We start from the raw sequence: 21,193 nt of genomic DNA on the forward strand, positions 1-21,193 counted from the left end.
GAGAAACTCCGGTCGCGCGTCGGCCGGAGTTTTTCCGCCACGGTGAAGGCCTGTCCGCCCGTCGGATTTCTATCAATCGTCGAATCGCGCCGAACCGCGCTTCGACTTGACGTCGCTGCGGCGTTTTTTGCCTTCGAGACGGCGCTGCTTCGATCCGAAGGTCGGCTTGGTGGCCCGCCGCGGTGTCGGCCTCACCATGGCCTCGCGCAGCAGCTCGAGCAGACGGTCGACGGCGTCGGCGCGGTTACGTTCCTGGGTACGGAAGCGCTGGGCGTGGATCACGATCACGCCGTCCTTGGTCATGCGCTGGCCGGCGAGCCGGTTGAGCCGCGCCGTAGCGTCCTCGGGGAGCGTGATCTTGCGCGTGTCGAAACGCAATTGGGCTGCGGTCGAGAGCTTGTTGACGTTCTGCCCGCCCGGTCCGGAAGCGCGGACGAAGCCGATCTCGATGTCGTTCTCGTCGATCGTAAGGTCGCGGGCAACCCGCAGCATGGCGTTCACCGGAAGCACAGTGGGAATCGTCCACTGCACCATAGCTGCTTTGCCTGCATCACTGAAGGATGAGGGATACGTTCCCCGGATGCTGCGCAACGCCATCAGCGCGTTCACGCGCGTCTTCGACGCGCTTTGGCTTGCGGCGTGGTGCGCGGCCGATCCGGGGTCCATCGTGGGAAAGGGAGCGTGGGTCCCGGCTCTGCGGCGCACCGCCAAAGAGGCGCTGCACCGCGTCCGGGGAGTCTGGCGCTAGTTCGCGGCCGGTGCCGCCGCTGCCGGTTGCGCGGCCGCCTGCGGGGCGCGGCCGACGATCACGGTGAGCAGGCCGTGGCCCCAGAGCCGCTGCGCGGCCTTCCTGGCGTCATCCAGCGTCACCGCATCGACAATGGCGTTGCGCTTTTCGATGTAATCGATCGGCAGCTTGTCGAGCTGGTATTGCAGCAGGGCCTGCGCCAGCTTCGACGAGGTATCGAGCGCCAGCATCTGCGAGCCCTTCAAATAGGATTTTGCCTCATCCAGCTCTTTCTGGGTCGGGCCTTCCTCGGCGATGCGGCGGATTTCCTTCTCGATGGCGTCGACGGTTTCGCCGGCGCGGTCGGCACGGGTGCCGGTGTTGCCGATGAACAGCGCGGAGTGGTCCATCCAGAGCAGCGATTCATAGACCGAATAGGCCAGTCCGCGCTTCTCGCGGACTTCCTTGTACAGCCGCGACGACAGGCCGCCGCCGCCGAGGATGTGGTTGACGACATAGCCGGCCATGAAATCCGGATCGTGGCGGTTGATGCCGGGACCGCCGAACGTCACCACGGTCTGCGGCACGTCGAGCGGAATGAAGGCGCGCTGTGGCGGCTTGGTGGCCACGACATCGGCAATCGCTGCAAGATTGGCCTTGGCCGGCAACGTGCCGAAGGTCTTGTCGAGCAGCTTGCCGAGCGTGTCGGCGTCGACGTCGCCGACCACGGCGACCCGCAGCGTATCCTTGGCCAGCACGCGGCTGACATAATCCTTCATGTCGGCGACATCGATCTTCGGCACGCTGTCCAGCGTGCCGGTTGCCTGCCGGCCGTAGGGATGATCGCCGAAGGCGACTTCGAGGAATTTGCGGCTGGCGAGCGCGGTCGGGTTGGTCGAGTCGCGCCGCAGCCCCGAGGTTACCTGGGCGCGAATCCGTTCGACATCGGTCGGGTCGAAATGCGCCGATGTCAGCGACATCCGCAACAGGTCGAACGCTTCGTCCTTGTTGTCCTTCAGCATCCGCAATGAGCCGCGGAAATAGTCGCGCGTCGACGAGAAGCTCAATTCGATCGCGCGGCGGTCGAGGCGCTCGTGGAAGGTCTTGGAATCGAGATCCCCGGACCCTTCATCGAGCAGGTCGGCGACCATGTTGCCGACGCCGGGCTTGCCGGCTGGGTCCTGGGTGGCGCCGCCGCCGAAGGCATATTCCATCGCGATCAAGGGCACGGTCGCGTCCTGCACGAACCAGGCCTCGATCCCGCCGGGGGAAACCAGGCGCTGGATCTTGGCCGCGGCCTGCGAGGGCGCGGCTGAAAGCGCCGTGAATGCGAGGCAGGCGCCGCCGATCAGGGCGGCGCGCCGTGTGAGGAAATAATTCACGAGCGCTTCTCCTCGCGTTTCGGCGTCGGATCCTTGATCAGATAGCCGGTCACCGAACGATTTTTCTCGAGCCATTTTTTCGCGGCGTCGCGCACCTGTTCGGCGGTGACGGCGCGAATCCGATCCGGCCAGCTTCTGATGTCGTCGATGCTCAACCCGGTGGTGAGCGCGCCGCCATACCAGCGCGCCAGCGTCGCCTGATTGTCCTGGGCGTAGATCGCCTCGGCGATCAGCTGGGTCTTGACCCGCTCCAGGTCCTCGGCGCGGGCGGTGTTTTGCCCCACGTCCGATATCACCTTGTCGATCACCTGCTCGATTCGCGAAAACTCGACGCCGGGCTTCGGCGAAACCGAGATCGAGAACTGCGTCGGGTCGAGCGCGGTGCCCTGGTAGCCGGCGCCGGCGCTGATCGCGAGCGGATTGTCGATCACCAGCGCGCGGTAAAGGTACGAATTGGCGCCGCCGCCCATCAATTGCGCGAGCACGTCAAGCGCCGGCCCTTCGCCGGCGGCAGCCGTGGCGGAAGAGGGAACGAGGTAATAGCGCCGCAAGCCGGTCTGTTCGACGCGCGGATCGGACAGCGTCACGGTGCGGGGCGCCGCCGGTACCGGTTCCTGCGGACGGACGCGCTGCGCGGGAATGGCCGGCTGCGCGGGAATTTCGCCAAAATTCTTTTCCACCATCGGACGGATGTCCTTGGCGTCGACGTCGCCGGCGATCACCAAGATCGCGTTGTTCGGCGCATAGAAGCGCTTGTAGAACGCCAGCGCATCCTCGCGGTCGAGTTTCTCGATTTCCTGGTGCCAGCCGATCACGGGGCGGCCATAGGGGTGATTGAGATACAGCGCCGCCATGATCTGTTCGGTCAGCCGCGCATCCGGGTTGTTGGCGACCCGCATGTTGAATTCCTCGAGCACGACGTCGCGCTCCGGCAGCACGTTTTCATCCTTGAGGATGAGGCCGGTCATGCGGTCGGCCTCGAATTCCATCATGGTGCCGAGCTGCTCGCGCGGCACGCGCTGGAAATAGCCGGTGTAGTCGGTTGAGGTGAAGGCGTTCTCGTTGCCGCCGACCCGAAGCACGGTCTGGGAGAACTCACCGGCGGGATGCTTGCTGGTGCCCTTGAACATCAGATGTTCGAGGAAGTGCGCCAGTCCGGATTTTCCGGGGGTCTCGTCGGCGGAGCCGACCTTGTACCAGATCATCTGCGTGACCACCGGGGTGCGATGGTCGGGAATGACCACCACTTGCAGGCCATTGCCGAGCGTGAAGCTGGCGGGGCGTTCCGACGTCACCGTGGTCTGGGCGGGAACGCTGCCGGTGGAGAAAGCGAGCGTCGAGATCAATGCAAAGAGTGAAACGGCGAACCGGTGCGAGGACATCGTGACCTATCTGGAAGCCCGAACCCAAGCGTTCGGGATAAAACGGCGGCATGCTACACCGCGCGGCAACCCGGCAATGTCACGAAGCTGCGAGACAAGCTTAACTATTCGCCATACTTGCCCTGGGACGGATTGTATTCCTTGTTCAGCGATTCCTTCGGCCCGGTCCCGTAAGCGTAGTTCGGGGACGGCGTCTGGTAGCCGGCCGGCGGCTGCGTCAGCGACTCCCGCGTCGGCTCGCCCTTGAACGGCGCGGTCTCGGTTTTGCTGCCGCCGAACAGGCCGCTGAAGCCGCCGTTATAGCCGAGCTGCGAGGGGCTGAGAATCGCGTTGGTGCCGGGATTGCCGCCGGGCTGGTCGACGGAATCGCCGCCTGACGATCTTTCGCTGGTCTTGCCCTTGGCCAATTCGCTTGGCGTCAGGATACGGGCCGCTTCGACCGGATCCTTGTTGGCTTTCTTGCGGGCCGCGATCGCGGCCTTGCGGCGCTGCTCATCGGGGTCCTTGGGCCAGTTCGGCGCCTTGACCTCGGCCGAAGTCGAAGCCGGCGGCGGCAGATCGAGCTTGGGGGGCACCACCAGCGGCGAGCGCTCGCGGTAGTCGATGCCCTGGTTTTCCATGTTGGTGCCGCCGATGCCCTTCATGATGCCTTCGATGATCTTTTCCTCGAAGGTCTTGTCGTCTTCGTCGTCGTCGCCGGCCTTGGCGGCGCCCGCGGTCATGACAAGGCCGACGCCCATGGCGATGACGGCAAGACGCAGGGCGCGCTGCAGCGTCCTCGACGAATTCTGCACAATCCGGAAGCTGGCTTCGGTCTCGCGCATCACGCTGTTCCCATTCAAGATTTCCGCAAGAGGCGCGCCGGGCTTACGGCGTCGTTCCGCTCCTGCAAGCAACATACCGCTTTGAGGGTCCGTATCGGCCGGGATCAGGGCGCTTTTGCGGCGGGTACCCCCAGGAAGGAGTCATACAATAGGGCCGCCACCCCGGCAACAATGGCCACATCCGCAAGGTTAAACACGTACCAGTTAAGGATTTTCTCTCCGATCTGGACGTGGAAAAGGGCGAAATCGACCACCGCGCCGTAGGCAAAGCGGTCGATGGCGTTGCCGATGGCGCCGCCGATGATCAGGCCGAGCGCCAGCGTTGCCAAGAGGGTGCGCGACCGCGCCATCCAGATCGCCAGAACGATCACCGCCGCCGCCTTGACCGCCATCAGCCCGATCTGGGCCGCCGGGCTCTCGCTCTGGAACCAGCCGAAGCTGATGCCGGGGTTCAAGGCCAGCACCAGGTCGAAAAACGGCGTTACCTTCACCGCGCCGCGATGGGCGATATCGAACGCGTGGAGCAGCCAGAGCTTGGAGGCCTGGTCGACGATCAGGGTGGCGATGGCCGCGAGGACGCCGGTGCGAAGGGGAGGGGTCATCGTGTGACCGCCGAGATAATATCCGGTGTCGTCCCGGCGAACGCCGGGACCCCCAGCGTGAGCGCAATTGCGCTCATCGCGTCGCCGTGTCGGTTCAGTTTTGAAAGGCCGTCGATCATCATCTCGTATTTATCTCGAACGTCCGGGATTATGGGTCCCGGCATTCGCCGGGACGACGATAGCGTTTAGATAGCCACTCCCAGCGCCTTCCATTCGCGCAAGGCCTGCGCATCCCGCGGCGAGACGTCGGGGTATTCGGCGTCCTCGCCCACGGTCGGCAGGATCTTCCACGATCGCGCGCATTTGGTGCCGACAGCCTTTTCGACCACGACGCCGACGCCCGGAACGTCGTTGAGCCGGAACGCGCTCGCCGGCGCATCGTCATTGGTCACCATCGCATTCGAGGTGATGCAGACTTCGGCCAGATCCATATCAAAAAGCGTGTCGAGGATCTTCTTGTCGGAAACGTAGACCAGCGGCGAGGCTTCCAGCGACGAGCCGATGTTCTTGGCGGCGCGCTCGAGCTCCAGCGCGCCGGTGACGACGCGGCGCACGTCGCGAATGGTCTCCCATTTCGCGGCCAACGCATCGTCGCGGTAACCGGCCAGATGATGCGGGAACGGCAGCATGTGCACCGAAGCGCAGCCGCCGGGCCGATACATCAGCCAGGCTTCGTCGGCGGTAAAGCTGATGATAGGTGCCAGCCATTTCAGGATCGCGTCGCACAGAATATCGACCGTCGTGAGCGCGGCCTTGCGCGTCGTCGACGACGGCGGGTCGCAGTACAGCGCGTCCTTGCGGATATCGAAGTAGAACGCCGACAGATCGGTGTTCATGAAATTCGACAGCGACGCGACCACGGTCTTGTAATCGAAGTTTTCGTAGGCCTGCCGCACGACGGCATCGATTTCGCACAACCGGTGCAGCATCAGCCGTTCGAGTTCGGGCATTTCCGCGCCGGCGACCTCGTCGCCCGGTTTCAGATGATGCAGCGTGCCGAGCATCCAGCGGATCGAGTTGCGCAGCTTGCGGTAGGTCTCGATCGTGTTTTTGAGGATTTCCGGGCCGATGCGCTGGTCGTCGGCATAGTCGGTGGCGCAGACCCACAGCCGCAGGATATCGGCGCCGGAGTCCTTCATCACCTTTTGCGGCTCGACGGTGTTGCCGAGCGATTTCGACATCTTGCGGCCGTTCTCGTCGAGCGTGAAGCCGTGGGTCAGCACGATGTCATAGGGCGCGCGGCCGCGGGTGCCGCTGCTTTCCAGCAGCGAGGAATGAAACCAGCCGCGATGCTGGTCGCTTCCTTCCAGATACATCACGGTATCCTGGCCGCCGTCGACCTTGCGGACGATATGGCCGAGTTGTGGAAAATTTTGGCGGTCTTCCAGCACGAAGGCGTGGGTCGAGCCGGAATCGAACCAGACGTCGCAGATGTCGTCGACCTTCTTCCAGTCCTCGCCCGCGCGGGATCCGAGGAAACGCTCGCGCGCGCCGTCCATGTACCAGGCGTCGGCGCCTTCCTCTGCGAACGCCTCGACGATGCGCTGGTTGACGATTTCGTCCTGCAGGATTTCGGCGGAGCCGTCGCCCTTTTCGCGCACGAACACCGCGATCGGCACGCCCCAGGCGCGCTGGCGCGAGATCACCCAGTCCGGCCGGCCCGCGATCATGCCGTTGATGCGGTTCTGACCCGCGGGCGGCACCCATTGCGTCACCGAGATCGCGTGCAGCGCGCGTGCGCGTAGCGTGTCGCCGGGCCTGGCCTTGCCGTCATCCACGATGTCCTTGTCCATCGCGATGAACCATTGCGGCGTGTTGCGGAAGATTACCGGCTTCTTGGAGCGCCAGGAATGCGGGTATTGATGCTTCAGGCGTCCGCGCGCGAGCAGCTTGCCGGCCTCGACCAGGGCCTTGATGACGGCCTCGTTGGCGTCGCCCTTTTCGCCCTTGTCGTTGATCACGCGCTTGCCGGTGAAGCCGGGGGCGTGGTCGGTGAAGGCGCCGTTCTCGTCGACAGTGTAGGGGATCGCGGTGTTGACGCCGCGTGCGTCCAGCTCGCGGGTATTCGCGGTCCAGACGTCGAAGTCCTCGCGGCCGTGGCTGGGCGCGATGTGCACGAAGCCGGTGCCGGTGTCGTCGGTGACGTGGTCGCCGGCCAGCAAGGGTACGGTGAATTCGTAGCCGCCGCCAAAACCTTTCAACGGGTGGGCGCATTCCACCGCGTCGAGCGTATCGGCCGGCAAATCTCGCACTTTCTTGTAGGCCGTGACGCGCGCCTGCTTGAACACGCTTTCCGCCAGCGCATCTGCGAGGATCAGCAGGTCGCCGTTTTTGGCCCAATTGTCCGCGGGCGCATCGGTGACCTCAAAGAGGCCGTAGGCGATTTTCGGCGAGAAGCTGATGGCGCGGTTGCCGGGCAGCGTCCAGGGTGTGGTGGTCCAGATCACGACGCTGGCATTGGCGAGCGCGCCATGGGCCGGCGACGTCACCGGAAATTTCACCCACACCATATCCGAGGTGTAATCCTCGTATTCGACCTCGGCCTCGGCCAGCGCGGTCTTCTCCACCACGCTCCACATCACGGGCTTGGAGCCGCGATACAGCGTGCCGTTGGCGACGAACTTCATCAGCTCGCGCGCGATCTGCGCTTCAGCCGGATAGCTCATGGTGGCGTAGGGATGGTCCCAGTCGCCGATGATGCCGAGCCGCTTGAACTCCTCGCGCTGCACGTTGATCCAGTGCGCCGCATAGGCCCGGCACTCCTTGCGGAACGCCACCATCGCCGCGGAGTCGCGGAAGTCGGGCTTCTGCTTGCCCTTGGAACGGTAATTCTCCTCCTCGATCTTCCATTCGATCGGCAGGCCATGGCAGTCCCAGCCCGGCACGTAGTTGGAATCGAAGCCCAGCATCTGCTGGCTCTTGGTCACGACATCTTTCAGGATCTTGTTCAGCGCATGCCCGATATGGATGTTGCCGTTGGCGTAGGGCGGGCCGTCATGCAGCACGAATTTGGCCCGGCCCTCCGCGCCCTTGCGCAGCTGGCCGTAGAGGTCGATCTCGTTCCAGTATTTGAGGATTTCCGGCTCACGCTTGGGCAGGCCGGCGCGCATCGGGAATTCGGTCTGCGGCAGGAACAGGGTTTTGGAATAGTCGGTTGGGTTGGATTCTTGGGATTTTTGCGGCTTGTCGGACATGAATGCTCTGATTTGGCTCGGAAAGGCGCGGGATACGCGATTCATTCGCGGGTGAACGAGGAAAATCCCGGTCTTGCGCAGAGCCGAAAGCTCAGGCGGAAGCCGGGCCGCTAATGCTTATGGTGCGCCGCGCAAACATGGCGCTTTCCATAGCAGCCAGCCGGGGAATCGCAAGGCCCCGGGGCGCCGGCGGTTTAAGAGATCACCCCGAGCCTGGGAAACGCGTCCGGCGCGGCGGCCAAGGCCACGCGGGCTTTGGCGCTGTCGTCATCCATTTGCCGGACCAGCGCATCGATGCTGTCGAACTTCAGTTCGTCGCGGATGAAGCCGATGAAGGCGACGTCGAGCACTGCGCCATAGAGATCGCCCTCGAAGTCGAACAGGAACACTTCGAGCAAGGGCGCGCCATTGTCGAAGGTCGGGCGGCGGCCGAAGCTCGCCACGCCATTGAGGCGCTCGGCACCGCGTCCGACCCGCACCGCATAGATGCCGTGCTTGAGGCTGCAATTCTTGTCGAGGCGGATATTGGCGGTGCGAAAGCCGAGATCGCGGCCGCGCTTCTCGCCATGGATCACCTCGCCGGTGACGAACCATGGCCCGCCCAGCATGGCGGTGGCGTCCGCGATCTGCCCCTCGGCCAGCGCCATGCGGATGGCACTGGAGGAAACCGGCCGCTCCTCGATGTCGACATGGGCCTGGACATCGACCTCGATGCCGAGCCGCGGCGCCTCGCTGACCAGAAGGCTGGGCGAGCCGACCCTACCTTTACCGAAATGGAAGTCATAGCCGACCGCAATGCCGGATATGCCGAGCCGTCCGATCAGGTCATGGTGAATGAAATCCTGCGCCGAGGTCCCGGCGCGGGTCTTGTCGAAGGTCATCACCACGGCGCCGGCGAGGCCCGTTCCGGCCAGCAGCCGCAGCTTGTTGGCCTCGTCGGTGAGGCGGAATTGCGGGCTGTTGGGGCTGAAGAAGCTGCGGGGATGCGGCTCAAAGGTCACCGCAAAGGCCGGCTTGCCATGGGCGCGGCCCATCTGCAGGGCGGCCTCGATGACGGCACGGTGGCCGAGATGGACGCCGTCGAAATTGCCCATCGCCACCACGGCGCCGCGGGGGATGGCGTTCGCAGGGGTGGTGTCGCGGATAACGGTAAAGCCAGTCGTCATTTCCGGGATTCTTCAGGAATTGGATCGATGCGGCCGGACCGTGACGTGGCGGCGCCGGTGAAGTCAAGCCGCTGGAATCGCATCAAAACGGGTACAATCCGACACGGGCCGGTTAACGGGCTGTTTAACGCATGCTGCTAGAGGTGGGGGCAGGAATGCGGGTCGCGCAGCCCTTTATTGTTTGTAGCGTAGCGTCGAGTAGGGGAGAGAAGATGGCGGTTGATTTGTCCATGTCGGTTCTGGTGGTCGATGACTACAACACCATGATCCGCATCATCCGGAATCTTCTGAAGCAGCTCGGCTTCGAAAACATCGACGATGCCTCGGACGGATCCGAGGCGCTGAACAAGATGCGCGGCAAGAAATACGGGCTCGTGATCTCCGACTGGAACATGGAGCCGATGACGGGCTATGACCTGCTCAAGGAAGTCCGTGCCGACCCCAATCTGGCCACCACGCCGTTCATCATGATCACGGCGGAATCCAAGACCGAGAACGTGATCGCCGCCAAGAAGGCCGGCGTGAACAATTACATCGTCAAGCCGTTCAATGCGGCGACCCTGAAGACCAAGATCGAAGCGGTCTTCCCGGACATGGCGACGGCGTAAGGCGCCACGCCCCCACCTGCTCCGTCGTCATCCTGAGGTGCGCGCTCTTGCGCGCCTCGAAGGATGGGCTGCAAGCACCGATCGTTCCTCTCATCCTTCGAGGCTCGCCGAAGAGGCTCGCACCTCAGGATGACGTCCGCGGACGTATCCGCTACCTCACCACCGCAGCTCCCGCATCAGCGCCCTGGGCGGGTGGCCGAACAGTTCCTTCACCGAGGCCGGGTCGAGCTGTTCGATGCCTTCGAAGTCCTCGGAGTGGATGCCGCGGGTCACGAACAGCAGATCGATGCCGAAGCCGTGGGCGCCGGCAAGATCGGTCCGCACCGAATCTCCGATCGCCAGCACGCGGTTGAGCGCCGCCGGACGGCCGCGCTGCTCGGCGGCCAATTGCATGGCGCGCTCATAGATCGGCCGGTGCGGCTTGCCGTAGAAGATCACCTCGCCGCCGAGTTCGCGATAAAGCTCGGCGATCGCGCCCGCGCAATAGATCAGGCGGTCGCCACGCTCGACGACGATGTCGGGATTGGCGCAGATCAGCGGCAGCTTGCGCTCGAGCGCCTGCAGCATCATCGCGCGATAGTCTTCGGCGGATTCAGTTTCGTCGTCGAACAGGCCGGTGCAGATGATGTAATCGGCCTGCTCCAGCGGACCGATCACGGCATCAAGCCCGCGGTGGATCGAACTGTCGCGCTCCGGCCCGAGCCAGAATATTTTCTTGCCCGGATGGCCGGCGACGAAGTGGCGGGTCAGGTCGCCAGAAGAGACGATCGCATCGTAGGTGTCGTCGGCGACGCCGAGCTTGCGCAATTGCCGCTGCACCGAATCGGCCGGCCGCGGCGCGTTGGTGATGAGGATGACGGTGCCGCCCTGCTGGCGGTAGGTGTGCAGCGCTTCGCAGGCTTCGGGAAAGGCCTCGAGCCCGTTATGCACCACGCCCCAGATGTCGGAGAGCACGACCTCGACGCTACCGACGAGGTCGCGCAATTTCTCGACGAATCGAAGTGACGTCATGGTATCGCGCGCCGGTTAGCCCGGTCCGGCGGCGCGGCGCGCCAGCGCGGCATTGCCGGTCGCCCGCGGTGGCGGATCGATGGCGGTAGGGGCGGGATTGCTGGAGCCATTGGGTGCCAATGCCTGGGATGCTTGGGGGTCCTGAGCCTTGTTCGGAGCGGCCCCGGCGGTAGGCGATGCCCCCTCCGGCCGCAACGGCCGGGGCGGTGCAAACAGGAAACCCTGCCCAAACCGCACGTCATAATCCAGCAGGTCGACCACCGCGCGCTCGCCCTCGATCTTTTCGGCGATCAGGTCGATGCCGAAGCGGCCGAGCAGGTCGGAAAGGTCGGAGGGGTGAATATCGGATGCCGAACTCTGCTTCGGGTCGAGCAGCAGCGCCGCCGGCACCTTGATGAAGCGGACGCCGCGATCGGCGAGTTCGCGCGGCTCGATCCTGAGATCGCTGACATGGTCGATCGAGAAACGGTAACCGCGCTGCGACAGCGCCGCCAGATGCTCGGTCTCGGTCGCGCCGAGATTGCGGAACGTCGCCTGCTTGAATTCGAGCACGAAGGACGGCGCCAGCGCGCGATTGGCCTCGAGGAAATCGAGGCATTGCGCGAAATTGGCTTGATTGCCCAGCGTCGCGGCGGACACGTTGCAGAACACACCGACATCCTTGTTGCGCACCATCAACCGGCGCAGCACCTGGATACAGCGCAGCATCACCATGTGGTCGATGCGTCCGATCAGGCCGCCGGCTTCGGCCACACCGATGAAGTCGTCGGCGGCGATGACCTGATCCTTGTCGTCGCGCAGCCGCGTCACCGCCTCGTAGTAGCGCACCTTGCGCTGCGGCAGCGTCACCATCGGCTGCAGATAGATATCGAGCCGGTTTTCCTCGACCGCGGTTTTCACCGCGGCGAGCAGCCCTTGCTGGCTGCGCGAGGGCGCGGCGGCCTCCGCGGCAACCGCAACCGGCGCCGGCGTGGCATTGATGACCGCGGCTGCGATGTCAGCTGCCGCCTCGCCAGCCGGGGTGGCAAGCGGCGCCCCGCTACGGTCGAAATCGGGCTGGCTCACCGGGGCGGGGGCAGGGACGCCCGAGGACAGCATGTCGTCATGGCTGGCGACGGAGACCGCGAGCTGTTTGACCAGCACGCCGAGTTCGTTGATTTCACCGACCACGGCCTGGATGCGGTCGGCATTGGTGGAATTCGCCGACACCACCCGGCCCTCGACGGCGGCGAGCCGGCGGCCGAATTCCGCCACCTGGCGGGCGAGGTCGGCGGTGCCGCGCGACAGGTCCGCGATCTGGCCGCCGACATCGCTGCGGTCGCGCAGCCGCATCGAGACGGCGTTGTAGAGGATCAGGAAGGTCAGCGCGGTCAGCGCCACGATCGCGGATTCCGTGCCGCTGATGCCCGCCACCGAATACAGCACAAGGCCAAGCGAAGCCGCGACCAGCACCATGCAGATGGCGATGAAAATCGTCGAAATGCGAATCATGTCGCGCGCCACACTCCTCGAGAGCGCTGCAACCTTAGCATTAATGTTGATTCGGTGGGCTAGTGTTGTTTTGAGGGAGGTGGAACCGCCGGCGGTCTACTCCCTCGCCCCGCTCTTGCGGGGAGAGGGTTGGGGTGAGGGGCTCCATCCGCGAGCGAGATCTATCGATAGACCTGTACCCCCTCACCCGAAATTCGCTGGCGCGAATTTCGACCTCTCCCCGCAAGCGGGGCGAGGTAAGTAGCTTACGCCGTCGCGCGGATCACCTTGGCGACCTTGTCGACGATCTCGCCGATCTGGTCCTCGGTGACGATCAGAGGCGGCGTCAGCGCCAAGGTGTCGCCGGCCACCCGCAGCATCAGGTCGTTGTCGTGGAAGGCGCTGTTCAGCGCGTCGAGACCGCGCTTGCCCGGCAGGTCCGGGCGCGGCGCGAGGTCGATGCCGGCGGTGAGGCCAACCGTGCGGATATCGACCACGCCGGGCTGGCTCCGCAGCGACATCACCGCGTCGGCGAATTTCGCCTCGAGCTTGTTGGCCCGCTCGAACAGCTTTTCGTCGCGGTAGATATCGAGGGTCGCGAGCGCCGCCGCGCAGGCGATCGGATGCGCCGAATAGGTATAGCCGTGGGTCAGTTCGACCATATGTTCCGGGCCGTTCATGAAGGCGTCGTGGATGGTGCCGCGTATCAGAACGCCACCCATTGGCGCCGCACCGTTGGTGATGCCCTTGGCGAAGGTCAGCATGTCAGGCGTCACGCCGTAGCGTTCGGCGGCAAACGCGAAGCCGAGCCGGCCATAACCGGTGATGACCTCGTCAAAGATCAAGAGAATGCCGTGCTTTTGGGTGATCTCGCGCAGCCGCTTGAGGTAACCCTTCGGCGCCGGCAGCACGCCGGTCGACCCCGCCATCGGCTCGACGATCACGGCGGCGATGGTGTTGGCGCCGTGCAGATTGACCAGCCGCTCCAGTTCGTCGGCGAAATGCGCGCCATATTCCGGCTCGCCCTTGGTAAAGGCCTGCTTCTCGCGGTCGTAGGTGTGGGGCAGATGGTCGACGCCTGACAGCAGCGAGCCGTAGATCTTGCGGTTAGCAACGATGCCGCCGACGGACGTGCCGCCAAAGCCGACGCCGTGATAGCCGCGCTCGCGGCCGATCAGCCGGACACGGCCGCCCTGGCCGCTGATCTGGTGATAGGCCAGCGCAATCTTGAGCGCGGTGTCGGCGGCTTCCGAGCCGGAATTGCAGAAGAACACGTGGTCGAGGCCATCGGGCGCCAGATCGGCGATGCGGCTGGCGAGTTCGAACGCCTGCGGGATGCCGAACTGGAACGGCGGCGCGTAGTCGAGGGCGGCGGCCTGCTTGCCGATCGCGTCGGAAATCTGGCTGCGGCCGTGGCCGGCGTTGCAGCACCACATGCCGGCGGCGCCGTCGATGATCTTGCGGCCGTCAACGGTGATGTAATGCATGTCCTTGGCGCCGGCGAGCAGCCGCGGGCTCTTCTTGAACGCCCGGTTTGCGGTGAACGGCATCCAGTGCGCGGCGAGATCGTTCGGAACATTGACGGCGGCGTGGGGGCTCTTGTCCAACATGGAGGCCTCTTCGGGTTTGAACGGGTTGGTGCTGCCCATCAAACTATCAGCTTCGGCGCGTGGCGGGAACGCCGGCGGCGGCGATATTTCCGCTCGACCGGGCGCTTTCGAGGGCAAGTTACCGATTACAGATCCGCAGCGCCGATCCAGAACACTTCGCCGTCGGAATCCTCGGTGTCGAGCCACAGCAGCGGCAATTGCGGGTAGGCGTCCTCCAGCTGTTGGCGGCCGCGGCCGATCTCGCACAACAGCCCGCCCTGCGGCGTCAGGTGCGCCTTGGCCTCATCGAGGATGCGTCTGACGATATCGAGCCCGTCGGCGCCACCGTCGAAGGCAAGCTTCGGCTCGGCGCGGCATTCGCGGGGCAGCGCGGCCATGCCTTCCGCATCGACATAGGGCGGATTGGTGATGATGAGATCGTAGCGCTTGTCGCCCAGCGGCTTGAACAGATCGCCGCGGTGAAGTGCCAGGCGATGCTCCAATCCGTAATCGCCGACATTGCGCGCGGCGACCTCGAGCGCGTCCCTGGAAATATCCACCGCATCGATTGCCGCGTTCGGAAAATTCCGGCTGGCCAGGATCGCAAGGCAGCCCGAGCCGGTGCAGAGATCGAGCACGCTTTCCACCGACAGGGGATCGTCGATCAGCGAACCGCCTTGCTCGTCGTCACCGCCGAAATGGGAGTCCAGCAATTCGCCGATGAAGGAACGCGGCACGATGGTGCGCTCGTCGACATAGAACGGCAGGCCGCGCATGTAGATCTTGTTGACGAGATAGGCGGCGGGCTTTCGCGTGGTGACGCGGCGCTCGATCAAATCGAGGATCTTTTTGCCTTCGGCCACCGTGACGCGCGCGGTCGCGAAGGCTTCGAACTGGTCGGGGTGCAGATGCAGGGTTTCGCATACGAGGAAGGCAGCTTCGGCCACTGGATCGGTGGTGCCGTGCGCGAACGCCAGTTTGGCTTCGATGAAACGGCTCACCGCGAAGCGGACGAAATCGAGCAGCGTCAGCAATTCGCCGGAACCGACCTTTGGGAATGTCGAACCGGCACGGCCGCGCTTGGCCGGCGCCTTGCTGGGTTTGGCCATCAGGATTTGGTCCAGCGCTCTGCTGCGGCGTCATCGTGGCCGCGGGCCTCGATCCAGCTCGAGCCTTTGAGGCCTTCCTCGCGCTTCCAGAACGGGGCGTTGGCTTTCAGATAATCCATCAAAAACTCCGCAGCCTGAAACGCCGCCTGCCGGTGCTGGGATGCCGCCAGCACCAGCACGATATTTTCGCCGGGCGTGATGCGCCCGACCCGATGCACGACGGTCAGCCCGGTCAGCGGCCAGCGCGACAGCGCCTCGTCGGCATGGCGCTTGATTTCGGCCTCGGCCATGCCGGGGTAATATTCGAGCGTCAGGGCTGCGATCGGTTCGCCGTTTTCGCTGCCGCGGCAAATGCCGCTGAAGCTGACGACGGCGCCGATATCGGTGCGGTCCCTGGTCAGCGCCGCAATCTCCTGGCCGACGTCGAAATCGGCTTCCTGGATGCGGATGGTCGCGATGGCGGTCATCAGAGCTTCTTATTGGGCATGATCTCCGCGCAAACGCGTTCCGCGTTTGTCACGAGGGAAAACCGGTTCCCACTTTGCACTGACGTGGCCCTCCGGGTCCTGATCATGCGTCAGCCGCCGGTCATCGGCGGGAAAAAGGCAATCTCGCGGGCGCCGGCGATGGCCGCATCCGGCTTGACATGGGCGTGGTCGATCGCGGCGCGGATCACCCGCGGCGTCTCGAACGCATGGGCATAGCTCTCGCCGCGCTTGGCGAGCCAGCCGATCAGGTCGCCCACCGTCCGCACATCCGCCGGCGGCTCGACGGTTTCTTCCGCCATGCCGACCCGCTCGCGTACCCAGGCGAAATATTTGACCTTCATCCCTCATCCTCCTTGATGAGGTGATGGATGCCGGCGCGGAAATAATCCCAGCCGGTGTAGATCGTGAAGATCGCCGACATCCAGAGCAGCACGATGCCGATCAGGGTGGTCGCGGGGATAATCTGCTCGCCGGCCTCGCCGGCGATCAGAAAGCCGATCGCAACCAGTTGAATGGTGGTCTTCCACTTCGCGAGCTTGGTAACGGGTACGCTGACCCGGAGGCCGGCGAGATATTCGCGCAGGCCCGAGACCAGGATTTCCCGGCACAGGATCACGATCGCGGCCCACAGCGTCCAGCCATGGATCGAGTTGTCGGCGGCCAGCATCAACAGGCAGGACGCGACCAGGAGCTTGTCGGCGATCGGGTCGAGCATCCGGCCGAACGCCGATTGCTGATCCCAGATTCGTGCATAGTAGCCATCGAGATAGTCGGTAACTCCGGCGGCGATGAACACGGCCAGCGCCACCCAGCGCAGCCACATCGGGCCGTCCAGGATGGATTCCCAGAAAACGCAGCCAACCACCACCGGGATGGCGGCGATGCGGGCGTAGGTCAGGATATTCGGGAGGGACATGGTCTTGCCCTGTCCCCTTGTCGTGGCGATGTTCATCCGTCTTACCAATACCGCTGAGGCGTGAAGGTCAACTGGGCGGGCCTACGATGATCGGTCGCAGGCGACGCCGGTGTGACTCAAGGCCCCCTTTAACCCGGCTGGGCGTGGAAAAACTCGAAAATCTTGCGGGCGCTTTCCGCGCTGACCCCTGGAACCTTGCCGAGGTCGGCGATCGAGGCCCGCTCGATCTCCTTCAGCGTTCCAAAGTGGTGCAGCAAGGCACGTTTGCGTGACGGGCCGATGCCCGGAATTTCCTGCAGGCCGGCCTCGCGGATGTCCTTTTTGCGCAGCTTGCGGTGCGAGCCGATCACGAACCGATGTGCCTCGTCGCGCAGCCTTTGAATGAAATACAGCACGGGGTCGCGCGGCTCGAGCTTGATGGCCTCGCGGTCCGGCATGAACAGGGTTTCGCGGCCGGCGTCGCGGTCCGGACCCTTGGCGACCGCCAGCAGCGAGACCTGGGTCAGCCCGAGGTTTTCAAAGATTTCCCGGACCGCGTTCAGTTGCCCGCGGCCGCCGTCGATGATGACGAGATCGGGCCATTGCGGAAACGAATCGTCGTCCGCCTTGAGGTCCGGCTTGAGGTCCGGCCTGGGCTTCGCGGCGCCGCCATCCACAGGTTTCAACAACCGCTTGAAGCGCCGCTCCAGCACCTCGCGCATCATCGCGTAATCGTCGCCCGGCGTCAGGCCCTCCGACTTGATGTTGAACTTGCGGTACTGGTTCTTGATGAAACCGTCCGGCCCCGCCACGATCATGGCGCCGACCGCGTTGGTGCCCTGGATATGGCTGTTGTCGTAGACCTCGATGCGCTTGGGCGTATGCGGCAGGGCGAGCGTGGTGACCATTCCTTCCAGCAGGCGGCCTTGCGTCGCGGTATCGGCGAGCTTGCGGCCGAGCGCCTCGCGCGCATTGGTGAGGGCGTGCGCGATCAGCTCTTTCTTCTCGCCGCGCTTGGGGGTGGAGACCTCCACCTTGTGCCCGGCTTTCACCGACAACGCGTCGGCCAGGAGCGCGCTTTCCTCGATTTCGTGCGAGAGCAGGATCAGTTTCGGCGGCGGCTTGTCGTCGTAGAATTGCGCCAGGAACGAGGCCAGCACTTCCTCCGGCGTGAACGATTTTTCCGCACGCGGAAAATAGGCGCGGTTGCCCCAGTTCTGCCCGGTGCGGAAGAAGAACACCTCGACGCAGGAATAGCCGCCCTCCTGATGGATCGCGAACACGTCGGCCTCTTCCACGGTGCGTGGATTGATACCCTGCTGCGACTGGATCGCCGACAGAGCGGCGAGGCGGTCGCGGTAGAGTGCCGCGGTCTCGAATTCGAGTTCGGCCGAGGCCTTTTCCATCTCGCCGGCCAGCTCCTTTTTCACCAGATGGCTGCGGCCGGAAAGGAAGTCGTTGGCTTCCCGCACGAGCTCGGTATAGCCGGGGAAATCGATCTCGCCGGTGCAGGGGCCCGAACAACGGCGGATCTGATAGAGCAGGCAAGGGCGCGTGCGGCTTTCGAAGAATCCGTCGGTGCAGGAGCGGATCAGGAACGCGCGCTGCAGCGCCGTGATGGTGCGGCCCACGGCGCCTGCGGACGCGAACGGTCCGAAATATCGTCCCGGCCGCGATTGCGCGCCGCGATGTTTCAGGATCTGCGGCGCCCAGTGGTCGCCGGTGATCAGGATATAGGGAAACGACTTGTCGTCGCGCAGCTGCACGTTGAAGCGCGGCCGCAATTGCTTGATCAGATTGGCTTCGAGCAGCAGCGCCTCGGTCTCGGTCGAGGTGGAGATGATCTCGACGGTGACGGTCGCCGCGATCATGCGCAGGATGCGCGCCGGCAAGGGCGCGTTGACGCGGGCATAGGAGGACAGGCGCTTGCGGACGTTTTTCGCCTTGCCGACATAGAGCACGTCGTGGGCCACGTTGAGCATGCGGTAAACGCCGGGCGAGGTCGGCGCCAGCCGGACCGCGTTCTCGATCGCGGCATGGCCGACCGCCAGCGGACCCTCGCCGATCGCCTCCGCGGGCTCGTCGGGCGCCTCCGGAAGGCGGGCCTCGTCGTCCTCATCCGTGGCCGCAATGGCAGGGTCGAAATCATCAGACAGCAGCGCCGGGTCTTGCGGCGGCAGATCCGGCTTTGAACCGCGCCTTGCCTTCTGCGGGGCGGGCGTTTTTGGGTGGTCGGCAGAATCGTGATCCATGGGCCTCAATTAAGCGCTGGGGTCCCACATCGCCAGCGGTCGCGGGGCGGGGGAGGCCGCGTCCGGGTAACACATTCTTAAGAATGATGAGCGGCCCGGTAACCCCGCTTAACAACCCATTAACTTAAAACTCTCGATAAATCTTACGCGAAAAGGCTGGAGTTCCGTAACCATGCCGGCTTCCAGCCGGCGGTCACGGCCGTTGCGTGGTGGAGTTGAGTGATGAGCAGGTTTCTGTTGCGCGCGTTGGCGCTGATCGCCGCGGGCTGGACCATGTCGGCGCAGGCGGCCGACCTCAATTACGGATCGCGCCCGCCCCTTACCGTCAATCAGCCGCTCAATGCCTATAGCTGGGCCGGTCCCTATCTCGGCGGCAACCTCGGCTATGCCTGGGGTTCGGTCGACAACAACCTGACCAAGCCGTCCGGCGTCGCGGGCGGCGTCCAGGCGGGTTACAATTGGCAGCAAGGTCCGTGGGTGTTCGGTGTCGAAGGCGACATCCAGGCGACCGGCGCGGACGATACCTTTGCGCCGTGGAAGTTCGCCAACCCCTGGTTCGGCACGGTGCGCGGCCGGGTCGGCTATGCGCTCGGCAACGTCCTGTTCTACGGCACCGGCGGCCTCGCCTTCGGCGAACTCCGCGCCACCACCTTCGGCCTGTCGGAATCCCATACCAATGCCGGCTGGACCGTAGGCATCGGCGGCGAGATGGGCTTTGCGCCGAACTGGAGCGCCAAGGTCGAATATCTCTATGTCGATCTGGCCGACAGCAACTTCGTCATTACAGGCGCGTCGAACAGTTACCGGTTCGGGTTGATAAGGGCCGGCGTGAACTACCACTTCTGAGAACAAGAAAATCGGGCTTCCAACCTCCCGGCGGCATCAAGCCGCCGGGATTTTTTTGTCGCGTGGACAGCGTGGTGGCGGGCGCCTCGGGGGCGGCCAAATCACGCACGCCTCCACCATCTGAGCAGCGAGCTCAGGCGCGGCAGATATCTCAACAGCCAATAACTCAGTCCGCTTTCATCGGCGAGTGTTCAGAGCATGATCTCCGCGCAAACGTTTTGCGTTTGTCGCGTCGGAAAACTGGAATCCACCCCGCATCAAGTGCGGGGCAGGCTTTTTCCGGATCATGCCCCGGCTCACGATGAAATCACCAGGTTGACCGCCTTGGGGCCTTTGCCCTTCTTGTCCGGTTCGACCTCGAACGTAATGCGCTGTCCTTCTGTCAGATCCTTCAATCCAGCCCGCTCCACGGCGGTGATGTGGACGAATACATCGCGGCCGCCGTCATCGGGCTTGATGAAGCCGTAGCCGCGTTCTCCATTGAAGAACTTGACCGTACCAGTCATGGCCATCGGGAACTCCTCCCCCGCACTTTTCCGCCGCTACGCAAATATCGCGTAGCGGCCGACCGGACATTCGCTGTCCGAAGCTTGGCCACCTGAGCCGACCGGTCACGCCACCGATCGGCCTGGATTTTTTTGAGGCCTTGTCACTCCGCCGCAACCATTCGCGGAAGCGGAACGTAAAGCCAGTCTCAACGCGCTGAGCATAATACGGTTTCGCGTAAATTGACTACGCCTCAATCGCAATTTTCAGCCCATTGGGGGTACCTAGTGTTTGGGGGTCTCGAGCCTGAACCGGCCGGCGCCGCCCTGGCCGAGCGGCTTTTCCAGCTCGGGCAAAATGGTCTTCAACTCGGCGGCCAGCGTCCACGGCGGATTGACGATCAGGAGACCTGTGGAAGTGAGGGGCCCGCCGGGCTCCTGCGGCGCGACGCTGAATTCCAGCCGCAGGCATTTGCCGGCCGGCTTGCTGGTTTCAGCCACGCCGGCGACATGGCGCGCAAGGCCGTCGGTGATGCGCCGGCTCTTGACCGGGTACCACAGCAGATAGCTGCCGGTCGGCCATTTTTCGTAGGCCTCGGTGAAACCGTCGGCCAGCCGTTCGAATTCGTCCTTTTGCTCAAACGACGGATCGATCAGGACCAGGCCACGGCGCTCGTTGGGGGGGACGAAGGCCGGCAATGCGGTCCAGCCATCGAGATCGACCACCCGCGCCTGGGTGTCGCGGCGCAGCGCGCCGACCAATTGCTTGCGGGCATTCGGCTCGATCTCGCAGGCGGTGAGGCGGTCCTGCGGCCGCAGCATGGCGCGCGCGATCAGCGGCGATCCGGGATAGGCTTTCAAGTCGGCTTTCGGATTGAAGGCCCGGACGATATCGAGATAGGGCGTAACCAGCGGCAGGGCCTTTTCTGAGAACCGCGCCTGCATCACCCGGGCGATGCCGGTCAGCCATTCGCTGCTGCGGCGCGCCTCATCGCCGCCGAGATCGTAGATCCCGGCGCCCGCATGGCTGTCGATGACGCGAAAGGCGGCCGGCTTTTCCTGCAGATAGGTCAGGATACGCACCAGCACGATGTGCTTGATGACGTCGGCGAAGCCGCCGGCGTGGAAGGCGTGTCGGTAGTTCATCTGGGTTCGGCTGACCA

General features: G+C 64.3%; 20 protein-coding genes. 2 read left to right on the forward strand and 18 right to left on the reverse strand.

Going from position 1 to position 21,193, the window contains the following annotated elements; translation table 11 throughout:
• Positions 1-72: 72 nt before the first annotated feature.
• From arfB to NL528_RS10150, 8 genes are all read right to left on the reverse strand, one after another.
• The gene (gene arfB / locus NL528_RS10115; protein ID WP_309184847.1) at positions 73-492 is read right to left on the reverse strand and encodes an alternative ribosome rescue aminoacyl-tRNA hydrolase ArfB; all 420 of its coding nucleotides are present in this window, start codon (positions 490-492) and stop codon (positions 73-75) included.
• Positions 493-744: 252 nt separating this feature from the next.
• Positions 745-2,109 (reverse strand): pitrilysin family protein, encoded by a 1,365-nt coding sequence (locus NL528_RS10120; protein WP_309182553.1) that lies wholly within the window; start codon positions 2,107-2,109, stop codon positions 745-747.
• Entirely contained in the window at positions 2,106-3,491 is a 1,386-nt protein-coding gene (locus NL528_RS10125) for a pitrilysin family protein (protein WP_309182554.1), read from the reverse strand. The genes NL528_RS10120 and NL528_RS10125 overlap by 4 nt, the downstream gene beginning before the upstream one ends.
• A 104-nt stretch (positions 3,492-3,595) precedes the next feature.
• The gene (locus NL528_RS10130) at positions 3,596-4,315 is read right to left on the reverse strand and encodes a hypothetical protein (RefSeq protein WP_309182555.1); all 720 of its coding nucleotides are present in this window, start codon (positions 4,313-4,315) and stop codon (positions 3,596-3,598) included.
• Positions 4,316-4,419: 104 nt separating this feature from the next.
• Entirely contained in the window at positions 4,420-4,917 is a 498-nt protein-coding gene (gene lspA, locus NL528_RS10135; protein WP_309182556.1) for a signal peptidase II, read from the reverse strand.
• Entirely contained in the window at positions 4,914-5,039 is a 126-nt protein-coding gene (locus NL528_RS10140) for a hypothetical protein (protein WP_309182557.1), read from the reverse strand. The genes lspA and NL528_RS10140 overlap by 4 nt, the downstream gene beginning before the upstream one ends.
• Positions 5,040-5,102: 63 nt before the next feature.
• Positions 5,103-8,111, reverse strand: coding sequence for an isoleucine--tRNA ligase (gene ileS / locus NL528_RS10145; protein WP_309182558.1), 3,009 nt, complete (start codon positions 8,109-8,111; stop codon positions 5,103-5,105).
• Positions 8,112-8,305: 194 nt separating this feature from the next.
• Positions 8,306-9,277: a bifunctional riboflavin kinase/FAD synthetase gene (locus NL528_RS10150; protein WP_309182559.1), complete on the reverse strand. Its 972-nt coding sequence runs from the start codon at positions 9,275-9,277 to the stop codon at positions 8,306-8,308.
• A 212-nt stretch (positions 9,278-9,489) separates the two neighbouring features.
• On the opposite strand from NL528_RS10150, the gene NL528_RS10155 reads away from it, so the two are divergent.
• A complete protein-coding gene (locus tag NL528_RS10155; protein WP_192738834.1) occupies positions 9,490-9,885 on the forward strand; it encodes a response regulator in 396 nt (131 codons plus the stop codon).
• A 156-nt stretch (positions 9,886-10,041) separates the two neighbouring features.
• On the opposite strand, the gene NL528_RS10160 is transcribed toward NL528_RS10155, so the two are convergent.
• The 8 genes from NL528_RS10160 to uvrC form a co-directional block, all read right to left on the reverse strand.
• On the reverse strand, positions 10,042-10,896 hold the full coding sequence (locus tag NL528_RS10160) for a TIGR01459 family HAD-type hydrolase (protein ID WP_309182560.1): 855 nt from the start codon (positions 10,894-10,896) through the stop codon (positions 10,042-10,044).
• Between the two features lie 15 nt (positions 10,897-10,911).
• On the reverse strand, positions 10,912-12,387 hold the full coding sequence (locus NL528_RS10165; protein ID WP_309182561.1) for an EAL domain-containing protein: 1,476 nt from the start codon (positions 12,385-12,387) through the stop codon (positions 10,912-10,914).
• 245 nt (positions 12,388-12,632) lie between these two features.
• Complete coding sequence (locus NL528_RS10170; protein WP_309182562.1) at positions 12,633-13,976, reverse strand: aspartate aminotransferase family protein; 1,344 nt, start codon at positions 13,974-13,976, stop codon at positions 12,633-12,635.
• Positions 13,977-14,101: 125 nt separating this feature from the next.
• Positions 14,102-15,064, reverse strand: a complete 963-nt coding sequence (gene prmB / locus NL528_RS10175) for a 50S ribosomal protein L3 N(5)-glutamine methyltransferase (RefSeq protein WP_309182563.1) — start codon at positions 15,062-15,064, stop codon at positions 14,102-14,104.
• Complete coding sequence (locus tag NL528_RS10180; protein ID WP_309182564.1) at positions 15,064-15,531, reverse strand: molybdenum cofactor biosynthesis protein MoaE; 468 nt, start codon at positions 15,529-15,531, stop codon at positions 15,064-15,066. The genes prmB and NL528_RS10180 overlap by 1 nt, the downstream gene beginning before the upstream one ends.
• A gap of 110 nt (positions 15,532-15,641) precedes the next feature.
• Positions 15,642-15,893 (reverse strand): molybdopterin converting factor subunit 1, encoded by a 252-nt coding sequence (gene moaD / locus NL528_RS10185; RefSeq protein WP_074278985.1) that lies wholly within the window; start codon positions 15,891-15,893, stop codon positions 15,642-15,644.
• Complete coding sequence (gene pgsA / locus NL528_RS10190) at positions 15,890-16,504, reverse strand: CDP-diacylglycerol--glycerol-3-phosphate 3-phosphatidyltransferase (RefSeq protein WP_309182565.1); 615 nt, start codon at positions 16,502-16,504, stop codon at positions 15,890-15,892. The genes moaD and pgsA overlap by 4 nt, the downstream gene beginning before the upstream one ends.
• Positions 16,505-16,596: 92 nt before the next feature.
• Positions 16,597-18,699, reverse strand: a complete 2,103-nt coding sequence (uvrC, locus tag NL528_RS10195) for an excinuclease ABC subunit UvrC (RefSeq protein WP_309182566.1) — start codon at positions 18,697-18,699, stop codon at positions 16,597-16,599.
• A 222-nt stretch (positions 18,700-18,921) separates the two neighbouring features.
• Here uvrC and NL528_RS10200 point away from each other — a divergent pair, with 222 nt between their 5' ends.
• The gene (locus tag NL528_RS10200; protein ID WP_309182567.1) at positions 18,922-19,545 is read left to right on the forward strand and encodes a porin family protein; all 624 of its coding nucleotides are present in this window, start codon (positions 18,922-18,924) and stop codon (positions 19,543-19,545) included.
• Between the two features lie 296 nt (positions 19,546-19,841).
• On the opposite strand, the gene NL528_RS10205 is transcribed toward NL528_RS10200, so the two are convergent.
• Together NL528_RS10205 and NL528_RS10210 are read right to left on the reverse strand one after the other, a co-directional pair.
• Entirely contained in the window at positions 19,842-20,057 is a 216-nt protein-coding gene (locus NL528_RS10205; protein ID WP_028350729.1) for a cold-shock protein, read from the reverse strand.
• Positions 20,058-20,315: 258 nt separating this feature from the next.
• A complete protein-coding gene (locus NL528_RS10210; protein WP_309182568.1) occupies positions 20,316-21,176 on the reverse strand; it encodes a 23S rRNA (adenine(2030)-N(6))-methyltransferase RlmJ in 861 nt (286 codons plus the stop codon).
• Positions 21,177-21,193: the final 17 nt, after the last annotated feature.

This window comes from Bradyrhizobium sp. Ash2021, from assembly GCF_031202265.1.
GTDB lineage: Bacteria > Pseudomonadota > Alphaproteobacteria > Rhizobiales > Xanthobacteraceae > Bradyrhizobium.

Bases quoted from the DNA above. Each gene is read 5' to 3' on its own strand.
- NL528_RS10155 (WP_192738834.1), top strand. From the start codon at position 9,490: ATGGCGGTTGATTTGTCCATGTCGGTTCTGGTGGTCGATGACTACAAC.
- NL528_RS10180 (WP_309182564.1), bottom strand. From the start codon at position 15,531: ATGACCGCCATCGCGACCATCCGCATCCAGGAAGCCGATTTCGACGTC.
- NL528_RS10205 (WP_028350729.1), bottom strand. From the start codon at position 20,057: ATGGCCATGACTGGTACGGTCAAGTTCTTCAATGGAGAACGCGGCTAC.
- NL528_RS10200 (WP_309182567.1), top strand. From the start codon at position 18,922: ATGAGCAGGTTTCTGTTGCGCGCGTTGGCGCTGATCGCCGCGGGCTGG.
- moaD (WP_074278985.1), bottom strand. From the start codon at position 15,893: ATGAAGGTCAAATATTTCGCCTGGGTACGCGAGCGGGTCGGCATGGCG.
- NL528_RS10165 (WP_309182561.1), bottom strand. From the start codon at position 12,387: ATGATTCGCATTTCGACGATTTTCATCGCCATCTGCATGGTGCTGGTC.
- lspA (WP_309182556.1), bottom strand. From the start codon at position 4,917: ATGACCCCTCCCCTTCGCACCGGCGTCCTCGCGGCCATCGCCACCCTG.
- NL528_RS10150 (WP_309182559.1), bottom strand. From the start codon at position 9,277: ATGACGACTGGCTTTACCGTTATCCGCGACACCACCCCTGCGAACGCC.
- NL528_RS10170 (WP_309182562.1), bottom strand. From the start codon at position 13,976: ATGTTGGACAAGAGCCCCCACGCCGCCGTCAATGTTCCGAACGATCTC.
- NL528_RS10210 (WP_309182568.1), bottom strand. From the start codon at position 21,176: ATGAACTACCGACACGCCTTCCACGCCGGCGGCTTCGCCGACGTCATC.
- arfB (WP_309184847.1), bottom strand. From the start codon at position 492: ATGCTGCGGGTTGCCCGCGACCTTACGATCGACGAGAACGACATCGAG.
- uvrC (WP_309182566.1), bottom strand. From the start codon at position 18,699: ATGGATCACGATTCTGCCGACCACCCAAAAACGCCCGCCCCGCAGAAG.
- NL528_RS10125 (WP_309182554.1), bottom strand. From the start codon at position 3,491: ATGTCCTCGCACCGGTTCGCCGTTTCACTCTTTGCATTGATCTCGACG.
- NL528_RS10130 (WP_309182555.1), bottom strand. From the start codon at position 4,315: ATGCGCGAGACCGAAGCCAGCTTCCGGATTGTGCAGAATTCGTCGAGG.
- NL528_RS10140 (WP_309182557.1), bottom strand. From the start codon at position 5,039: ATGATGATCGACGGCCTTTCAAAACTGAACCGACACGGCGACGCGATG.
- ileS (WP_309182558.1), bottom strand. From the start codon at position 8,111: ATGTCCGACAAGCCGCAAAAATCCCAAGAATCCAACCCAACCGACTAT.
- NL528_RS10160 (WP_309182560.1), bottom strand. From the start codon at position 10,896: ATGACGTCACTTCGATTCGTCGAGAAATTGCGCGACCTCGTCGGTAGC.
- prmB (WP_309182563.1), bottom strand. From the start codon at position 15,064: ATGGCCAAACCCAGCAAGGCGCCGGCCAAGCGCGGCCGTGCCGGTTCG.
- pgsA (WP_309182565.1), bottom strand. From the start codon at position 16,504: ATGAACATCGCCACGACAAGGGGACAGGGCAAGACCATGTCCCTCCCG.